Raw genomic sequence first — 20,031 nt, 5'->3', positions numbered from 1 at the left:
TTTCCTGATTTTAGTCATTTCCGATTAACTTTACAAAACTTTACGTCTTGTCCTATTTTGCACGTATCTCGGCTTTACCCCGTGTGAAAAAGGCGGTCGCTAACTATCAGCCATAAAATTTGCTTATCAGTTCACCTGAATTGAGCGAGTGCATAATTGTATACTCCAGCGACTGACGGGGCGACAACTATAGCTCAAAGGTAGATTGAATAAGCGTTTTAGCTCGGCGACCTGGTTGATAGTAGTTAGGGGATTACCTGAGTCTACTGGCAGATTATCCAACAAATCGGTTGCTTCCTTACTTCTTGGAATCGGTTGAACATTTAACCAAATAAAACTTGAAACTTTCCGGATGTACTCATAAACTAGGTGAAAAAGCTCTAAACATGGTTCTTGGATCATCTCCCCGGAGGGTTATTAAATGATTAAACGCCTTGAAATTTTTGCTGATGGTAGTTTGTACGAACTTGAAGATGAACAACCAGTTAAAGTTACCCAGACTGAAGGTAAGGTGCAATTACTAATTGAAACTTTGCAATTTACTACTGCTGAAATATTTGCGATCGCACCCACTGACGCAGTTCCGCGCGGTGTACCACAACCAAGGGCACCTATGAGGAAAACTAACCAAGAAGGAATAAAAGTTATCAAATCATTTGAAGGGTTGCATAAATTGAAACAAGGGCCAGAGGGAACATACGTAGAAGCATATCTAGACCCCGTTAACGTACCGACTATAGGCTGGGGAAGCACAGAAGGTGTCTACATAGGAATGAAAATTAGCATCGCCCAAGCAGAAGAGATGCTAAAAAAGGAATTGCGGAAGTTTGAAGTAGCGGTAGCTGATGCAGTAAAAACAGACATTAATGACAATCAATTCTCAGCCTTAGTTTGTTTTAGTTATAACGTTGGTGCCCGTTCCCTGTTTGAATCAACACTTTTGAAACGTTTGAACGAAGGCAAGATTCAGGAAGCTGCTGATGAATTTTTGAGATGGGACAAAGCAAGTGGTCAAGTATTTCCGGGACTGTCTCGGCGAAGGAGAGCTGAACGAGCATTATTTTTGAGTCAGCCTTGGGAAGAGTTTTTGAATTGGGAGCCAAGCAGAGTGTTGCGGCTAGCCGAACCCGGCCAACCTCTTGTGCAAGGTAATGATGTTCGTCAACTTCAGAAAGCTCTAGTAAAAGCTGGATTCAATATTCAAGTTGATGGAATTTTTGGAAAAGACACTGACAAGGCAGTGAGGCAGTTTCAAAAACAGAAGAATCTCACTGTAGATGGCATTGCTGGTACCCAAACGCAGAAAGCATTGGGCTTGTAAACAACTCACTTTGTTAAACATTAAGAATGAAAAATGTGCAACTCAATTAATCATATATCTGAGGGAATGGAAGACTTTGTTGTTGAACCTTGCCTAGAAATTAATGAATTTGAAGAAAATGCACCGAGAGCAAGTTTTAATGGTTTGCTCAGAGATGCTCCCTCTGGGAATACTTCCGTCGTCAACGCCTTATCTCAGCAATTAATTTATCAAATCAATCTCATTGTCCCAGATGCTTTAGTCAGTTTTGACGATCTAGATGTCAAGTTGGGAGATGCGGCATATCCTTTCGTACCGCCCACAGCTAAACAGGCACTGCAAAAGGCTATTCAAAACCGTGGCAAGCGGCTTGTTGTTAATTCAGCCTATCGAACTCTTGCTCAGCAAATGCTGTTATTTAAGTGGCTCAATGGTAGAAGCCCTGTAGCTAGACCAGGTGAAAGTAATCACCAGAGTGGCTTGGCGCTTGATATCGAAGATCGAGAAGGTTGGTTACCCTTTCTAAAAGGTAGCGGTTGGCAGCCTCTAGCGGGAGACCCGCCACACATTGATTATCAAGGTGCAGGTGCTAAAGACCTGCGCGAGGCAACAATAAAAGCCTTCCAACAACTCTGGAACAAAAATCATCCAGAAGAACAGATTAAGGTTGATGGTCAGTGGGGACCAAAAACTGAGTCTTGCTTAAATCGATCGCCTGCAATGGGTTTTGAGAAAGCACCGTGGGACGATAAACCCAGAGCCTTACGTTTAAGCCGACCTTTGATGGAAGGTTCTGACGTGCGTAAACTTCAGCAGAAGTTGAAGGATGCAGGTTTTGCCATCTCAGTAGCGGATGGTGTATTTGGACCTGAAACAGGCAGGGCGGTTAAGGAGTTCCAACAGAGGAATAGTCTAGTTGCTGATGGGGTTGTGGGAGCGAAAACCCGTGAACTAATGGCTTGAAACCTTGTACAAAGAGTAAACTAGAACTTGAACTAAAAAATTTGTGGCTGGATTAGAGTTTGTTCTAGTATTTAGGTTACACTGCCAAAACATTACTAATCCAGCCGTTTTATCTTTTTAATCATTGTCACGAAGGTATTAGATATGGCTGACGAAATTGTTCAAACACCAAATTTATACGCTCTATTAATCGGAATTGACTCGTATATGCCAAACATATTACCAGATGGTAGTCGGTACAAAAGTCTTGGTGGGTGTGTACGAGATATTAATCATGTAGAAGCTTTCTTAATTGATGAGCGTCAAGTTCCAAAAGAACGGATTTGGAAACTGACAGCTTCAATTAGCAACCCAAAGGAACCTAGTAAGCCACTAGAATCACCGGAAAAACTACCAACTCGTCAGAATATGATCGATGCTTTCAGAAAGCTGAAAGAAGAGGCTCCAAAAGGTTCGCAGGTATATATTCACTATTCAGGTCACGGTGGACGGGCAAAGACTGTTTTCCCATCTATTAAAGGTGAGGATGGCATTGATGAGGGGTTGGTTCCTACAGATATTGGGACTTCAGAAGGACAGTATCTCCGCGATCTCGACCTGAGACAATTGTTAAAGGAATTGGTAGATAAAGGACTAATAGTTACGGTGGTATTAGATTGCTGTCATTCTGGGGGCGCAACGCGAGGGGATGTAGAAATTCGAGGAGGAGAAGGAATTGATGATAAACCTCTGCAACCAGGGCAAGAACTGGTAGCACCTGTAGAAACGTTAGCAGAAACTTGGCGATCGGTTACTGAAGAAACGCCTCGTGGATTAAAACCATCTGGACTACGTGCAGCTAGAGATTACGTGCTGCTAGCAGCCTGTCGTGAGAATGAGTTTGCTTACGAGTATGCTTTCAATCGGGAGACTAAAGAACGAAACGGGGCGCTTACCTATTGGTTGTTAGATACTTTAAGACAACAAAACCCCGGACAAACTTATAACGATTTGTTCGAGCGCATCAATGCCAAAATCCACAGTCAATTTCCACAACAAACTCCCATCTCAATGGGTGAGGTAAATCGGACTATTTTTGGCGATGAATTTGCTGAAATTGTCCATGCCGTTCCAGTTTTGAAGGTTGAGAAAGATACAGAAACAGGTGAAATGCAAGCTAAGTTAGGCGTAGGACAGGTAAATGGTGTTGCTAAAGGAGCAGAATTTGCTATCTATCCTCGTACCGTAACTGATTTAAAAAATAAAGAAAATCGGACGGCTATAGCGACAATTATTCAAAGGGGAGCAACAGAATCTCTGTGTCAGCTTAAACCAATTGAGGGTCAAGAGCTTAAAATTGAAGATGGAGATCGAGCAGTTTTAGTTTCTCCTTCAATTAATCTTGTTCGCAAAGTTTCGCTCGTTGACCAAGAAGCAGCAAAAGATGCTTTTAAGGCAATCAAAGAAGCTCTTCCTGGCAATGGTTGGGTGGAACTAGCAGAAGAAAAAGTAACAGAAGATGATGATGAGGGAGTTGCTTATCAACTAGCTGTAAATGACAAGGGAGAATATGAGATTTGCGATCGCGCTGGACATCCATATAAAAACATTGCTCCTGTAAAAATAAGTGACCCCGATGCTGCTGCAACAATCGTGAAACGATTAGTTCATTTAACGAAATACCATGCTACAGCAGAATTAGATAACAGGGATAAAGGTTCACCCTTAGCAGGAAAGCTAATTCTTGAGTGGCTAGGAACATCAGACAGTTTTGAGTTAGGAGATGATATTCCACCTAAATCTCAGTTAAATCCAATTCCCGATCCGAGCAACCCAACTGTAAAGAAAGGTGAATATGTATTCCTATCAATTCAAAATACTTCCTTTCAAGATCTCAATGTTGCTGTTCTAGATATCGCTTCTGATTGGTCAGTGGAACAAATTTACCCAGGTAAAGGCGAAAACTTTATCACAATTGAGGCAGGGAAAAAAGAAGTTATACCAATTCCAGCTACTTCAGGGGGTGAAGATAATGTGAAAGTTTTTGCGACAGTTGACCAAGCAAACTTTCGTTGGTTAGAACTACCCTCACTTGATGAAGAAATCAAACCCAAAGGAATAAATCGTTCTGGGAATCCGTTAGATGCTCTTTTAGCGGCAATTGATGAGGAGCAACCGCCAACTAGAAAGTTATCTGTAGCTGCATCTCCTAGCCGTGAGTGGACAACAAAACAGATTAACCTGACCGTCACTGAATAATCAAACAATATCTCAATCTTGTTAGTTATTCTAGCAAGGGTAATGGGTTAATCCTGAAGGGCTCTTTCGGGTTAATGGGGAAAAATGTTCATTTGTGTTACAAACTAGGGAAACGGTGCGTTAGGCACGGGAACTTATTTATGGATTGAAATGCCGAATTTATCGCCCGTGCCTAACACACCCTACATTTAAATAAGATTTTGTTATCACCATAAATCCGGGAGAGCCTCTGAAGTTGTAGTAGAAAGACAAATAATCACCCGCGTAACTATTATGAAAATCCTACTTTTGTCTGCAAATCCATACGAAGACCTCAACCTTAGTGATGAGGTCAGAGAAATAAGGAATGCACTTGAAGAATCGAAGGATAAAGGAAAGTTTGAAGTGATAGATAAGGTATCAGCGCCTGTTGATGAGTTATCACGTATATTGATAGAAAATAAACCACAAATTGTCCATTTTTGCGGACATGGCAATGGTGAAGCTTTAATCTTTGAGAGCGATAAGAGAGAAGAAGAAGTTGAAACATCAATTTTAACCGAGTTGTTTCGATCAGAGCAATCTATTCAATGTGTTGTACTGAATGCTTGCTATTCCGAGAGACAAGCCCAAGAACTTATTAATCACGTTGATTATGTAATTGGCATGAAAGGAGAAATTCTGGATGATGCCGCGATCGCATTTTCTAAGGGTTTCTATGAATGGTTAGGGTATGGAAAAGAGATTGAAAAGTGCTATCAGCATGGCTGCCTTATGATTCGCCTTAAATTAAATAAACTAAAAACAGCAGAAAAAGAAAAACTAACACGAAAATTGGGTATCGCAACTACTTCTGATAACACTGCCATTTTTGAACATCTAAAGCCTATTATGGTCAGACGTACATTATCTCCTGACTCTCCTCCGGAAACACCACATACTGTTGCTGAAGGTAGTGAAGAACTTCCTGATTTTTTAAATCATCTTTTAGAAGATTATTTTAATAAATCAGAGTTGAAGTGGAGCCTTTGTTTTACAGGCGAAGATGAATCAGACAAACTTGGAGATCTATTAAAGGAATTAAGACATAGCTTTTCTCCCACAGGCGAGGGCAAACAAGTTCCATCTGGTTTTTCCTACTGGGGAATTGTTTCAACCCTGGCTTGGGAAAGTACTTGTAGAGATCCACTTTACCCAGTTATGAGGGATGGCACCAGTTCCTTTGAGAAACGCTGGAAAGATATTTGTAATGAAGAATTTACAAGACAAAAATATCATTATGTAAGCTTAGGAGTAGGAACAGGGAAGAAAGATAATGAAATTTTGAAATGCTTGCGTAGTAACCATAATATACGTTATTTTCCTGTTGATATGAGCTCAACAATGTTAAGACTAGGAGTTAAGAACGCAACTAAAAATATTGCACTAAAAGGTAGTGATGTACTACCGATTCAAATTGACTTTTCAATTGAAAGTAATGTTATTGAGTTACGGAAGTTACTCGATAGAATTGACAATGACGACCCCATTTTATTTTCTCTTCTTGGAAATACATTAGCTAATTTTCCAGATGATATAGAACTACTTCAAACTATCTCAAAACTGATGCGTACTGGTGACAAACTTCTCCTAGAAGTGGCGACTACTGAATCAAATCTACCAGCAGCAGCAGAGGCAGCGGCTAAAGAGTATGCAAATACTTTGTCGTTTAAAGAATTTGTTACAAGTACATTGCTTCAGTACACAAATATGAATATTGATTTTGCCAATCTTGTTTTTGAGCACTCTGTAGAGCCATGTAAATTTGAAGACTCTGAAAAAGCACTTTATATCAACGTTTTATATCGTAACTTAAGTCAAGAAACTATTTCTATAATGTTGCCAGATTGGGGGGAACCAGTAAAATTTGAACCAAGGGATACTATTCGTCTATTAACAACACGAAAATATGGTGCCAAGGGTCTGGATGAAATCATTTTTGGAAGTAAATTAAAGAAGATTAATAGTTCAAAAAAATTATTCCAAAACCGTAATAACAAATACGGTTTTGGAATGGACTTAATTTTATTAAGTAAATAACATACTTAATGCTCACATTTCGCAAAAACAACTTAGATTGTTGATTATAATTTGGCAAATATTTAGCAATAAATATTTGCTAAATATTTAGGCATAGAAAAAAACTCGGTGGTGGTTATATGTTTTTTCACGGGATGCTGTTAGAGCCTTTTGCTTAAATAAAATTATATTAAACTAATTTAATAAGTTTAAGAACATTTGGCAAATTTGTTTAAGATAATTTACTTTTACCGATGAATTAGAAGATAGTCGTTACTTGAGATGTGAATCTGGCAATTGTCAATTCTCCAGGATTTACAACGCTCGCTTTGACAACTATGACTGTGTAACTAAAGATAATAGAAAAGAAAAAGTGGATCGCTATAAAGAAGTTGTCTCATTAGCTAATCAAGCAAACCTCGCGCTAGCCGATCGCAACTATCAAGATGCGCTTGAAGCTTATACCAATGCCTTGAAAATCGCTGAAGAAATGGAGCGATCGCGTCTTGTTGCCGTTCTCCTCAATCGCATGGGACAAGTCTTGCAAGTGCAAGGAAAAATTCAAGATTCAGTAATTGCTTATGAATCAGCCCTTCGTGCCTTAGAGCAAGACACAATCTTTAATTTGGAAGACGTTGTGAATCAGCTGAGTCAAGTCGGCAAAGGTTACGCTGTCAGCGATCCTGAACCCGTTCCCGATCTCTACAGTGCAAAAGTAGCCCAAACGCTTGAATTTGATGAAAATGACCAAACGCTGGCGGTCAAACTTTGGCTGAACATCGGTAATGCTTATTTACAACAACCCCAGGAAAAACCCGCATTGAATGCTTACGAGCAAGCACTAAAACATCCTCAGATTAATACGAATCCAGTCCTGAAGGCTTATGCGATCGCCAACATTGGGGAAATTTATCGCCGACAGGGCAAAATAGACGATGCCGAAGTTCAATTAAATCAAGCTCTAGCGCTTTTCGAGCAATATGCCGACCCGTTGGAGAAACGACGTGCGATCGCTCTATTAGCCAGTATTGCGCGGGATCGAGGTCAGATTGATAAGGCGATCGAACTCTATCAACAGGCATTAGCGCTCTACGAGAAAGCAAGCGATAAGCTCGGTATGGCGAGAGCCTATGCCAGTTTAGCTAGTCTTCACCTGATGCAAAAGCAGTTTACCGATGCACAACATAATTATCAACGAGCAATAGATTTAGCGGAAGCTGAAAACGATAGCGATACATTATGGCACGCTTATTGGGGATTAGGTTGCTGTCAGCACGTTGCTGGAGAGTTGAGTGAGGCGATCGACTCGTTTAATAAGAGTTTGAAGTTAATTAATTTCCGTCAGGAAGACCTCCGCACAGATGAGGGAAAGGTAGCGTTTCTGGAAAACGTGCAAGATGTTTTTGAGAAGCTGTTAACGGTGCATTTGGAACTGGCACAGACTGGCACTCAGGATTACAAAGCTGCTTTGGACGTAGCAGAAAAGGCACGAGGACAGGCGTTGCAAGATTTGATGTCAGGTCGAGCGCGTCAGCGTCCTAGCTTCATCGATACTCAAGCTGGATCGGATACTCAATCCCATCAGTTCGATGTCCGCCAATCTGCACCAGCTACGCAATCCAACTCATCGAAAGGAGTAGGAATAGTTCCGAAAGCTGAGGCAGATCGGCAATTATTACCATTAGCGAGATTGGTTTTCTATGTACTTTCCGATCGCACGGCAATCTTTGCAGTAACGCCGGATGGAAGAGTACGGGGTCACGTTGTTCCATTGGGAGAAGATGCGATCGCCGATCGGGTTACTCATCTACGCAGAGCACTCAACGTAGATGAAGTAAATCGTGGGCTTCGTAAGTTAGGTTCAGTTCCACCAGCCAAACCAGGTAGCACGCCAGTCAAATTAGAGACACTTCTCCAAGACCTGTACGCAAAACTCATTGCCCCAGTAGCGGATGTGTTGCCAACCGATGGAACACCTATAGTAATTGAACCTCATTGCTCGTTGTGGCTAGCACCTTTTGCTGCACTTCAGCTTCCAGATGGCACTTGGATGGGCGATCGCTGGTCTCTTATCTATGCTGCCTCTGCCTATACACTAAATGAAATTCGCCGAGAACCTTGCTACACTCCACTTGCTAACTCAAAAATCTTGGCTGTCGGTAATCCGATTATGCCGATGGTTCCCGATCGTGATGGAGTTAAGATTGAACTGCAACCCTTGCCTGGAGCTGAAGCAGAAGTTAAGTCAATCGTCGAACTCTTTTCCCAACAGCAATACACGCTCCTGATTGGTCAAAAAGCGACTGAAGCCAACGTCAAACAACTGGCTCAAAGCCATAACATCGTGCATCTGGCAACGCATGGAATTGCTTATGGTAGCGATCCTCTAGCTTCTCTTGTCGCCTTTTCACCAACAGACCATGAAAATGGACTATTGACTGCACAAGAGGTGATTGAGTCGTCATCGCTTCCAGCCGATTTAGTAGTATTAAGTGCTTGTCAAACCGGGTTGGGGCGCATTACTGGTGAGGGAATGCTGGGATTGAGTCGAGCCTTCTTGGTTGCTGGAGCGCGGACAGTTGTAGTGAGTCAGTGGAGTGTGAGTGACGATGCAACAATGGAACTCATGGTTGCCTTCTACAAGAACTATCTTCAGCACGTTAACAAGGCAATCGCGTTGCAGAAGGCGATGCAAACTGTGCGATCGCAGTCTGAGTATAGCCATCCTCGCTACTGGGCAGCCTTTGTTGTTGTGGGAGCAGAAGAATAGGCTTTTAGCTGGGTTAGCTTAGAAGCTATGCTGAAACTCTATATATAAAAGAGTAATTTAAATTACTACTAGTGCATTCATCTCCATGAAGATTCTAATTTTGGCATCCAATCCCCGAAAAGACCTTAACCTCGATCGCGAAATTCGGGACTTAAAACGAGCGATCGAGAATTCGCGCCATCGAGAAGAGTTTGAGGTGGTGGATGAGTTGGCGGTGCGGGTTGGAGATTTGCAAGAACTGCTGCACAAGCATCAACCGCAGATTGTCCATTTCTGCGGGCATGGAAGTGGGGGGCAAGGTTTGGTGTTTGAAAGCGATATGGGACGAGAGCATTGGGTAAGTACCGATGCTCTGTCCAACCTATTCCGGCTGTTCTCTAGCAGTGTTGAATGCGTGTTACTGAATGCTTGTTACTCAGAGGAGCAAGCAGGTGCCATTGTCGATCACATCAACTATGTAATTGGTATGAATCAGGAAATTCGAGATGATGCGGCGATCGCCTTCTCCAAAGGATTTTACCGTGCCTTGGGGTATGCCTGTTCGATTGAGCTGGCCTATGAGTTTGGCTGTAATGCAATTCAGCTAGAGATTTCCGGGAGTTCATTAGTGCGCTCAGCAGTATCCGAAGCCGAACGCAAACTGGGAGTGGCGAATATGGTGGCCAAAACTCTGATTCCAGAACATTTAAAGCCAATTCTCAAAACGAAACCGAGTATCATCAACAATAATCAAACGCTATCTCAAGAAAAGCGAGCTGAGATTCAACTGGATATCGACAAATCACTTGCGGCAGGCTCGAAAGTAGAGCTTTGCCGCGATCGCAATATTAATTTTGTCTTAACTCAAACCCTCTCTGATGCCAAAGGTACCATTTGGTGTTGTGCTATCAGTCCAAATGGGCAACTAGTTGCAGCTAGTAGCGGCCCCATTCCCGGAGGTTTGCAAATAGGATGGATGACAGTTCCTACTGTAAGTGATAATACAATCAGAATTTGGAATATTGAAAGCGGAAAATTAATTCATTCTATTAGTGGATACGGGAAAGATTTTCCTTCTTTAGCTTTCGGTTCTAGCGCCGATTATCAGATTCTGGCAGGTGGTAGCGGTGACAATACTATCAAATTTTGGGATGTTAAGACCTGGCGTGAATTGCTTACTCTAGTAGGACATTCAGAGTGGGTTGATGTTGTTGCATTTGCTCCCAATGGAACGATTCTTGCAAGTGGCAGTAATGATGGAACAATTAAGATATGGGATGTTCAAACTGGTTATGAATTAGTGACATTACCCGAACATCAAGGTTTAGTAGATAGCATTGCTTTCAGCCCTGATGGAGCAATTTTAGCAAGCTGTAGTGGTGATAAAATTACGCTATGGGATGTCCAAAAATCGCGCTTACTTCATACTTTTTCTGGACATACTGGTTCAGTCAGATCAGTTGCATTTAGCCCTAGCAGTCAGATATTAGCAAGTGGTAGTAACGACAAAACAATAAAGCTGTGGCATTTGGAAACCAAGCAGGAACTACATACTCTCTATGGTCATTCAAAAGAAGTGCAGTCGGTTGCGTTTATGCCCAACAGTAATATTTTAGCAAGTGGTAGCTGGGATAATACTATTAGAATATGGAGCGTTGATTCTGGAAGATGTCTAAATACTCTTTTCGGACATAATAATGTAATTTACTCTGTTGTATTCAGCTCAGATGGACAGATTCTGGTAAGCGGTAGTGCAGACACAACTGTCAAAATTTGGAAGCACCGATAATACCGTGGCGAGGTTTAGCAATGGCATAGGATAACAATAAAACCAATTTCACTCCGTTCTATTGCAATCGATCGCCATTAACGCTGCTGAACTGTAACAAATGAAAATGGTTGAACCAGAGTTATGAAGAAAATTTTAATTTTAGCAGCCAATCCGCAAGGAACTTCACGCTTACGCTTAGACAGGGAAGTGCGGGCAATAGATGAGAGATTACGGGGATTGCTTGTTATGCTGAGGTGCAGGCGGATGCGATCGTTGAGCACATTAACTATGTGATTGGGATGCGTCAAGAGATTCGGGATGATTTGGCGATCGCTTTTTCTGTAGGCTGGTTCGCAAACTGAAATTGTCATTGCTGTAATTCTGGTTAAGGCAGTTGCAATTGCGGGTTCGGCAGCCGGGTTCGCTTTAGGAGCAATTGCAGTTGCGACTGTAATAACCATCGCTGGTATGTTTTTGGTCGGATTCATTGCAACTGGAACTGTTATTGGAGCAGTAATGGGTGTTCTGGCTGGAGTTAGTCCTATTTATAAAGCAACAGTTTGGGACTGGACTCTAACGATTACCATCACTATCGTCTTGCAAGTGTTAAGCAATTACGTTGGCTTACAGGCGATCGCTGGCAATGAAAAATACTCGCTCATTCGGGCTATTGCCGTCAACCTGGCTACAAGCAAAGGAACAAGTTTTAGAGAAGCAGACTTAACGGATACTAACTTCACTCAAGCCATTCTTAAAAACACTGACTTCAGAAAAGCAAGGCTCACACGAGTCTGCTGGTTTCAAGCAAAGCAGCTTGAGCAAGCTCGAATTGAAGGAACATATTTGGAAATACCTCAAGTCAGATTGTTGGTAGTTCTAAAGAATGGTCAAGATAGAAGTTTTGACTATCTAAACCTGCGGGGTCTCAATCTACAAGGTGCGAACTTAGCAGGCGCTAGTTTCATTGGTGCAGATCTGAGCGAAACAACGCTGAGAGACACAAATTTATCGAGAGCTAAGCTCGTTCAGACACAACTATACCGTAGCGATCTAACCTATGCGTGTCTGACCGGAGCTTATATCCAAAATTGGGCAATCTCAACAGATACTTCGTTTGATGCGGTGAAATGTGATTTCATCTATATGCAACTACCAACGAGAGACGATCCCGATCCCTGTCGAAAACCCGATAATAAGAACGAGAATTTCAAAGCAGGAGATTTTGCTGACTTCATTGCTCCTATTATCAAAACTCTCAATCTCTACCATCGTCAAAACGTTGACCCCCGTCGCATCGTCGGAGTCTTCAGAACCCTGGATCTGTATCACCATGAAAGCATCGATCCAAGTGTTGCAGCGATCGCTCTCAAACAATTAGCCGAACAATACCCTGAAGCAGGACTAAAGGTTGTGGCATTAGAGGGGCGAGGTGAAGAAAAGATTCGGTTCCAAGCAAGAGTCACAGGGGACACCGATCGCTCCAGACTCAGTGCTGAGTATTTTGAGAAATACCAGGAGATTGGCTCTTTGTCTTATGGTGACCTGCAATCTCTGCTAGCTGCGATGGCAGAAAAAGATGAACGAATCCGCAGTCTGGAAAATATGGTAATGACTGCGATGAAAAGCGACAAATTTTATGTAGAAACTTATTACGCTTTTGGTGACAGTAACGACGAAGACCAAACTGTTAAAAAAATTCTGATTCTCACCGCTAATCCTCAAAATATAGATAAACGTCGTTTAGATGCAGAAGTTCGTGAAATTCAAACGGGTTTAGAGCGAGCAAAAAAACGAGATCGATTTGAAATCATCTCGAAATGGGCTGTACGCCCTGACGATCTCCGACGTGCTTTACTGGATTATGAGCCACAAATTGTTCACTTCTCTGGCTATGGGGCAGCTACCGAGGGACTAGCTCTAGAGAACGAGTTAGGGCAGATGCAGATGTTTATATAACTCAATTTTAGATTACAAAAATTTACAATTATGGCAGTAACCTTTCGCAATCTAGCAGTTGTTATTGGCATCAATACCTACCGACCTGAAAACGGTATTAAGCCACTTGGTACAGCCGTTAACGATGCTAGAGCGATCGCTCAACTCCTCAAAGACGAATATAAGTATTCCCAAATTTGGGAGTTATATGACGAGCAGGCAACCTATGAGGCGATTAAAACACTGCTGAATGAGACCTTGCCCAAGGAAGTAAGAAAGAGCGATCGCCTGCTGTTTTATTTTGCTGGGCATGGCATAACTCGCAAAGGAAAAGATGGTAGCCCAGCCGGATATCTCATTCCCCAGAATGCTAAAGTCAATCTCCAGAATGCTGAAAATGACCAATCCGAAAACTTTCTGCCCATGCAGGAGCTTTATGATGCTTTTAAAACCATCAACTGTCATCATTTACTCGTAATTTTAGATTGTTGCTATGCGGGAATGTTTCGTTGGGCTACCCGCAAGCTAGGCTCTGCTTACGAACGCATTCACCAAGAACATTATGCTCGCTTCATCCGTTATCCTGCTTGGCAAGTGATAGCATCTGCTGCCCACGATCAAGAAGCATTAGATTTAGTGACAGATGAACGGGGAGCCGTCCCAGGCACAAATCATTCTCCCTTTGCCTTAGCATTACTCGAAGGATTAGGGCATACAGATGAAAAACTCAATGCCGACTTAACTGGAGATGGAGTTATTACTACACCGGAACTCTATTTTTATGTAGATAAAGAGGTTAACCGGAGTACAGGTGAACGGCAAACCCCAGGCTTTTGGTCATTACGGCATGAATTTGATCGAGGCGAGTTTATTTTCGTTAAACCAGGATTTGACCCGAAAAAGAATCTCACTCCTGCACCACCTCTAAATGCTAGTAATAATCCCTATCGTGGGTTAGAGTCGTTTGAAGAAAGGCACGCCCGCTTCTTTTTTGGTCGTACAGCACTGGTGGAGGAACTGAGCGATCGCCTTTCCAAGCCCGGTCGTTCTCTCACCATTGTTTTAGGGGTTTCAGGTTCGGGTAAATCCAGTCTAGTCAAAGCGGGACTAATTCCTTACTTACGAAACAAGCAGGAAAAAGATCCACAAGCACAAAAGTGGTACATTCTCGATCCTATGCGTCCTAGTGAGTCTCCCTTCACAGCTTTGGCACGGGTAATCTTACCGCTTGAAGATGCTAACTTGCTATCCCAACTCAACCAAATTAAAGGTATTGATGAGGTATTTAAACCAAAGATAGAATTAAAGCAAAACAGCGATCTCTCTCAGGAAGCTCAACAGAACCAGAGTAATTCAGAAAAAACAGACGCAGCTTTTCCGAAATTAGCAGACTCTTGGAATAACTCTACTCCAGAAGCAAAACTATTGTTGATTGTGGATTATTTCAATCAACTGCAAGAAATATGTCCTTCTGAAGAATTAACTAATTTAGAAAATACCATTCAAAAAAGGGTAGCTAGGTTAGCTAGTGATTTACAAAAAGACCCTCGCTATTTAACTCAGGTAATTGCAAGCTGGAGTCAAATTAATCCTAATATCAAGCTGCTACTGATAATTGACCAGTTTGAAGAATTGATTACGATGGCTCAAGAACATCAAGGAAAAAGTGATTCTGACCAGAAGGAGTGGCAGCAATTCCTATCCATGCTCACAATTACTTTAGCAAGCCATCGTCATCGATTGCATATCGTGGCAACACTGCGATCTGATTTTGAACCGCGATTTTTGGATTCGCCATTGAAGGCACATTGGAGAAAGGGACGGTTTCCAGTTCGAGCGATGAATTCCGATGAGTTACGAGAGGCGATCGAACAGCCTGCACGGAAACAAGCCCTATACTTTGAACCACCGGATTTAGTGGGAAGACTCATTGATGAAGTGGGACAGATGCCAGGAGCCTTGCCATTGCTCTCATTTACTCTCAGTGAACTCTACATCAAACTGATTAAGCGGTGGATAGATCCAAACAGTAGCGATCGCGCTTTGCGAATCGAAGACTATAACGAACTCGGCGGAGTGGCAGGAGCGTTAACCCGTCGGGCAACAGAGGAGTATGACAATCTCGTTAGAGAGTTTGGCGAAGCGTTGGGCAAGGCACACCAAGCCACGATGCAACGGGTGATGCTGCGAATGGTGGCGATCGAGGGGGGAGGAGTTGCACGACGACGCGTGCCAGAGTCTGAACTGGTGTATCCCGATTCGGAAGAGAACAAGCGTGTGACACAGGTGGGCGTTCGGCTGGTCAAAGCTCGTTTGCTGGTGAAGGGACAGGAGACAGGAGAACCCTACGTCGAACCTGCCCACGATTTCCTAGTACGCGGCTGGGACAAACTTCAGGAATGGATCAAGCAGAGCCAGGGGGATTTGGCACTGCAACAACGTTTAACGCCTGCTGCTAATGATTGGTCAACAGGAAAAGGTGGTCTTTGGACTAGAGAAGTTGATCGTCTGGCTTGGTTAGAAAAAGTACTTGAATCGCCTAATAATAACTGGCTCAACAAACTAGAAACAGAATTTGTAAAACAAAGCAAGAAACAACGACTCGATGAACTGAAAGAAGCTGAAGAGCGACGTAAGTTAGCAGTATCTCGCCAGTTAGCTGCTCAAGCCGAGCTGGCACGAAATCAGCTAGTTAAACTGTTACCTCGCAGTCTTCTCCTTGCTATAGAATCTATACGCCTATCTCCTTCCTTGGAAGCTGATAACACCCTGCGTAGTGGTTTAAGTTTGCTCCCGCGCCGTATCACTCAGATATCCCATCAAGTTGATGCTGTTGCCTTTAGCCCAAACGGACAATACCTGGCTATGGTAACTATAGAATCGGGGAAAACGACTGACATTAGCCAACATGAGCAATACTTACCTGTAGTAACTATAGAGTCAGGGGAAATAGAATCGGGGAAAACGACACAGGTACAAGTATATAAAGTAAATACAGGTGAACAAGTTACTACACTCAACAAATATACCAATATATCTGGAGTAGTTACCAAACAAGCTATTGCCTTCAGTCCACCAGATGAGAAGTACTTAGTTACAGTTACAGTCAGTTCTAATTCAGACGACATCTCCCGTCTACAGGTTTGGGAAGTAGCTACAGGTAATGAAGTTACTAACATACCTAACCTTGATGTTGCATATCATCCCTATATAAGCCAAAGCAATTTGTTCGCCAAGACTGCCTTCAGCCCTGATGGTAAATTTATAGCTACAGTATGTTTGGACGAAAACACGCAGCTAGTCAGAGTATGGGAAATAGCGACGGCTAGAGAAGAGGTTAGTATTCTACAAAAAGATAGGATAGATGCCCTTGCATTTAGTTCAAATGGAAAAGACTTGTACCTAGCTGGAACAAATTCTGAAAATCCTGCACAGATACGAATTTGGGAAGCAAAAACTAGCAAAGATGTAATTCGTATAACAGGCGGTACAAGCTACAATGAAAGCTTCGGAATCCTTGGCTTTAGTCCTGATGGAAAATACATAGCCGCATCTGCTGGGAGCATACTACAAGTATGGGATGTGTCCACTACCAGGGAAGTAGCTCGACTGTCCGAATTCAATGAAATGCGGGTGAGGGCTGTTGCTTTTAGCCCTGATGGAAAATACTTGACCACTTTAAGTGGCAATACAAAAAATTTTGAAGCATTGACCAATCCCTATATTGTGCAAGTATGGGAAGTAAATTCTGGTAAAGAAATAGCTCGTGTGCCTCATCATAGTTTCTGCGAAAGAAATTTGGCTTGTAGCTCGCATGGGAGATATTTAGCTACAGGTAATACAGAAGGGATACAAGTATGGGAGATAACTAGGGGTAATGATAACGCTCCGATGGCTAGTATACCATGTAGTAACTCTAGCTCTATTATTGCCTTAAGTCCTGATGGGAAATATCTTGCGACAACAAACTACAACGAAGCTAAAGCCGAAGCCGAAGGTATTGCCCCAGTCGATACTGAAGAGATACAGATTTGGGAAACTGCAACTGGTAATCAAGTAGCTAGCATACCACAAGAGATTTTGGGGCTAAATCCAGGAACTATTGCTTTGAGTTTAGATGCCAAATATATAGCTGCTGCCAATCGAGAGGAAAACACACAATTGAAAGTGTGGGAAGTGGCTACTAAAAAGCAATTAGAAAGCATACATCAAAAGGGAGAGGTGAAGGCAATAGTCTTTAGCCCGAATGGAAAATACCTAAATCTCACTGTCGTATGTACAGATTATGCAGAAGGATTAGGTAATTTTTTCCGAGTTTCGGAAAGCGCTAATAGCAAAGAATTGGTCAATATACCTAATAATACCTTTGATGATCCCCTATTCCAGAAATTTGCCTTAAATTTGGATGGAAAATATTTAGCAATATCAGGTAAAGATGTAACTACAGAACGTTCAAGATCCCTGGATTTAGTCAGGGTTTTGGAAGTGAGTACTGGTCAAGAAGTTGGGCGTATTAGTTTTGAAAACTTTTACAGAATAGATTCAATAGCTCTTAGTTCAGATGGGCAATACTTGGCAATGATAGGTGTAGAGGATACAGATGAACGTCCAATGTATATCTGGGAGGTGAAGACTGGTAGACCAAGGGTACGAATCACATCCGATTGGCACTTTGGAGATCGGCACTTTGGAAATGTTGCACTTAGTCAAAGATATCTGGCATTACAGGTTTCCGATACTGTACATATTTTTCTTTGGCGACCAGAGGATCTAACCAACGAAGCTTGCGCCCGCCTCAACCGCAATTTGACCCAGCAGGAATGGCGACAATTCTTTCCAGATGAACCTTATCGAAAGACTTGCCCCAACTTACCGTGAAAATTCGACTTTATCTGCCTGAAGCGTTATGGCAGTAATACGATGCTGGACACTGGATTATACAAGCACTCGAAAAGGAGATCGCACTCATAAATCACCAGATGCTCTGATATACACGATTAAGGACATTTCATTAGAGATCTCCAACATATAAACTAAACTGCGATCGCCAATGGTAAAATAGAGTTTTACCTTCCCCAAAATGAGTCAACTGAGAGAGTACATAGAGAAGCATCCATCAGAAGCCCAAAGATTAGTGGGTTTAGACTACGAACGATTAATAGAGTTAATCAGTCAAGCTGAGAGCTTACATAATCAAAAACAAAAAGAAATCGAACAAAAGAAAAAAAGAATAATAAAAGCTGGTGGTGGAAGACAAGCCAAATTAAACTTAACAGACCAGATTCTCCTAACATTAGTATACCTACATCACTTGCCGACATTCCAGATGTTAGGAGTTCAGTTTGGAGTGAGCGAATCAGCCGCCAATTATATATTTCATTACTGGCTGGGAATATTCAGAGAACTGTTGCCAGCGTCCTTAGTAGAACAAGTAAAAAAACCCGACTCAGAGTGGGCATGGATTGAAGAAATATTAAGTCAATTTGAATTAATAGTGGATAGCTGTGAGCAGCCGAGAGAAAGGCCAACAGAGTACCAAGAACAAAAAAAGTATTACTCAGGTAAGAAGAAAAAGCATACATTTAAAAACCAATTTATAGTGATGCCTACAGGCAAAGAGATCGTGGATGTAGTAGTAGGAAAACCTGGGGCGACCAGCGATATAAAAATCTGGCGAGAACGCGCCAGAGAGTTAAGTGATAATCAGAAGTTTCAAGGGGATAAAGCTTATGTAGGAGAACCAGCAATTGACACCCCTCATAAGAAAACTAAAAATAAAGGTATCACGGTTGAGCAAAAACAAGAAAATCAAAAAAAAGCCCGAACTAGAGTGGTGGTAGAACATTTAATTAGACTGGTGAAGACTTTCCGAATAGCAGCCGAAAGATTCCGGTTAAAATCTACAACTTATGAACCAGTAATCCTGGCTGTATGCGGATTAATCAGATGGCGGATAGGTGCGATCGTTTTCAATAGCTAAAAAGCCTATTTTTTGCGAAAGATTATAAGATAAGATTACCGAAAAATCTGCCATATTTTGACTGCAACACTGTCAAAGCCCTATGTAACCGTTGGTTTTTGACTGCCTGCCCTTTAGGGGGCAGGCAGTCAAAAACCAATATTATAAAGGCTTTGGCAATTTTTGGAGATGTCTAATGAATATATTCGCAATACCTATTTTAATAAAGCGGATCAGATAATTCGGGAATATAATCGTCAGCATAGCACAAGCTTGCGATTTTTTATTACCACAATTAAAGATCCGTCTCTGTTAGAACTTCCCTGGATTCATCTTGCTTCTTATCTTGCCCATAGCAAATATGATTCGCCAAACTCCTAAGTCAGCAGAAATTCGCATTTTAGGCCCCAGACAATCTGGGAAGACAACTTATTTGGCTACTTTGGCTTATTTTCCTCATCAGAAACAAGTGAAGCAATTATATGCAGGTATGGAAATAACGCCTGTGGGAGAGGATGCAGAGAGACTGGGGAGAATGGCGGAAGATATTATTATGCAAGGGAATAAACTGGCTGGTAATTTCAAAATAAATATAGATTATTTGCCGTTTTACTTCTTTAGAATTAAGATTCCCTCAATTAAGGGAATGCCCCCTATCGAAATCGAACTAAATACTAGAGATTATCCTGGGGAGATATTTCACGAAATTCCCCTACCCCATAAGCAAAGTGAAGTAGAACCATATATTGATGATTTGTTTACAGCAAATGCTTGGATGGTGATGCTAACTGATTGGGAACCTGGACGGGATAAGACACTTTATAAACCTGCTTTTAAAAAGTTGTGCGACGAGATATTTAAGAAAGAGAAGATTAATCCAGAAATAAAGAATTTGCGAATAGCTGTTGTGATGTCTAAATGCGAAAGGGGGGAATTATGGCCGTGTCGTCTTGACCCGGAAGAAGATTTATTTAAAGTGCGATTACCGGAAACTTATGATTTTCTGAAGACAAAACTTTCGCCGCAAAGATTAAAGTTTTTTGCTTGTTCGTCTTTTGGGGTATTGAGCGATCGCATTG

Annotated in this window: 11 protein-coding genes; 10 read left to right on the top strand and 1 reads right to left on the bottom strand. The window is 42.0% G+C overall.

Features of this window, described 5'->3' with window-relative positions:
• Positions 1–421 precede the first annotated feature (421 nt).
• From H6S82_RS02140 to H6S82_RS02115, 6 genes are all read left to right on the top strand, one after another.
• On the top strand, positions 422–1,321 hold the full coding sequence (locus tag H6S82_RS02140) for a glycoside hydrolase family protein (RefSeq protein ID WP_190467657.1): 900 nt from the start codon (positions 422–424) through the stop codon (positions 1,319–1,321).
• 33 nt (positions 1,322–1,354) lie between these two features.
• Positions 1,355–2,263, top strand: coding sequence for a peptidoglycan-binding protein (locus H6S82_RS02135; RefSeq protein ID WP_242056777.1), 909 nt, complete (start codon positions 1,355–1,357; stop codon positions 2,261–2,263).
• 144 nt (positions 2,264–2,407) lie between these two features.
• Positions 2,408–4,501, top strand: coding sequence for a caspase family protein (locus H6S82_RS02130; protein WP_190467660.1), 2,094 nt, complete (start codon positions 2,408–2,410; stop codon positions 4,499–4,501).
• A gap of 273 nt (positions 4,502–4,774) precedes the next feature.
• Entirely contained in the window at positions 4,775–6,559 is a 1,785-nt protein-coding gene (locus tag H6S82_RS02125) for an L-histidine N(alpha)-methyltransferase (protein WP_190467663.1), read from the top strand.
• A gap of 352 nt (positions 6,560–6,911) precedes the next feature.
• A complete protein-coding gene (locus H6S82_RS02120; RefSeq protein WP_190467666.1) occupies positions 6,912–9,308 on the top strand; it encodes a CHAT domain-containing protein in 2,397 nt (798 codons plus the stop codon).
• An 85-nt stretch (positions 9,309–9,393) separates the two neighbouring features.
• Complete coding sequence (locus tag H6S82_RS02115; protein ID WP_190467668.1) at positions 9,394–11,076, top strand: CHAT domain-containing protein; 1,683 nt, start codon at positions 9,394–9,396, stop codon at positions 11,074–11,076.
• Positions 11,077–11,153: 77 nt separating this feature from the next.
• Here H6S82_RS02115 and H6S82_RS02110 read toward each other — a convergent pair whose 3' ends face one another.
• A complete protein-coding gene (locus H6S82_RS02110; protein WP_190467671.1) occupies positions 11,154–11,519 on the bottom strand; it encodes a hypothetical protein in 366 nt (121 codons plus the stop codon).
• Positions 11,520–11,574: 55 nt separating this feature from the next.
• Here H6S82_RS02110 and H6S82_RS02105 point away from each other — a divergent pair, with 55 nt between their 5' ends.
• The 4 genes from H6S82_RS02105 to H6S82_RS02090 form a co-directional block, all read left to right on the top strand.
• On the top strand, positions 11,575–13,014 hold the full coding sequence (locus H6S82_RS02105) for a pentapeptide repeat-containing protein (protein WP_190467676.1): 1,440 nt from the start codon (positions 11,575–11,577) through the stop codon (positions 13,012–13,014).
• Between the two features lie 30 nt (positions 13,015–13,044).
• Positions 13,045–17,871 carry a caspase family protein gene (locus tag H6S82_RS02100; protein ID WP_190467679.1) on the top strand — a complete coding sequence of 1,609 codons (4,827 nt, stop codon included), beginning with the start codon at positions 13,045–13,047 and terminating at the stop codon, positions 17,869–17,871.
• A gap of 202 nt (positions 17,872–18,073) precedes the next feature.
• Positions 18,074–18,973, top strand: coding sequence for a transposase family protein (locus H6S82_RS02095; RefSeq protein ID WP_191055995.1), 900 nt, complete (start codon positions 18,074–18,076; stop codon positions 18,971–18,973).
• Between the two features lie 340 nt (positions 18,974–19,313).
• On the top strand, positions 19,314–20,031 hold a 718-nt coding region (locus H6S82_RS02090), incomplete at its 3' end, for a hypothetical protein (protein ID WP_191055994.1).

It is taken from the genome of Planktothrix sp. FACHB-1355 (assembly GCF_014748295.1).
Classification (GTDB): domain Bacteria; phylum Cyanobacteriota; class Cyanobacteriia; order Cyanobacteriales; family Aerosakkonemataceae; genus Aerosakkonema; species Aerosakkonema funiforme_A.
The sequence above is the reverse complement of the archived record's forward strand: the minus strand, read 5'-3'. Positions and strand labels throughout refer to the sequence as shown.

Excerpts from the sequence above, each read along its gene's own strand:
- H6S82_RS02140 (WP_190467657.1), top strand. The coding sequence starts at position 422 with ATGATTAAACGCCTTGAAATTTTTGCTGATGGTAGTTTGTACGAACTT.
- H6S82_RS02135 (WP_242056777.1), top strand. The coding sequence starts at position 1,355 with ATGTGCAACTCAATTAATCATATATCTGAGGGAATGGAAGACTTTGTT.
- H6S82_RS02130 (WP_190467660.1), top strand. The coding sequence starts at position 2,408 with ATGGCTGACGAAATTGTTCAAACACCAAATTTATACGCTCTATTAATC.
- H6S82_RS02125 (WP_190467663.1), top strand. The coding sequence starts at position 4,775 with ATGAAAATCCTACTTTTGTCTGCAAATCCATACGAAGACCTCAACCTT.
- H6S82_RS02115 (WP_190467668.1), top strand. The coding sequence starts at position 9,394 with ATGAAGATTCTAATTTTGGCATCCAATCCCCGAAAAGACCTTAACCTC.
- H6S82_RS02110 (WP_190467671.1), bottom strand. The coding sequence starts at position 11,519 with ATGGTTATTACAGTCGCAACTGCAATTGCTCCTAAAGCGAACCCGGCT.
- H6S82_RS02105 (WP_190467676.1), top strand. The coding sequence starts at position 11,575 with ATGGGTGTTCTGGCTGGAGTTAGTCCTATTTATAAAGCAACAGTTTGG.
- H6S82_RS02100 (WP_190467679.1), top strand. The coding sequence starts at position 13,045 with ATGGCAGTAACCTTTCGCAATCTAGCAGTTGTTATTGGCATCAATACC.
- H6S82_RS02095 (WP_191055995.1), top strand. The coding sequence starts at position 18,074 with ATGAGTCAACTGAGAGAGTACATAGAGAAGCATCCATCAGAAGCCCAA.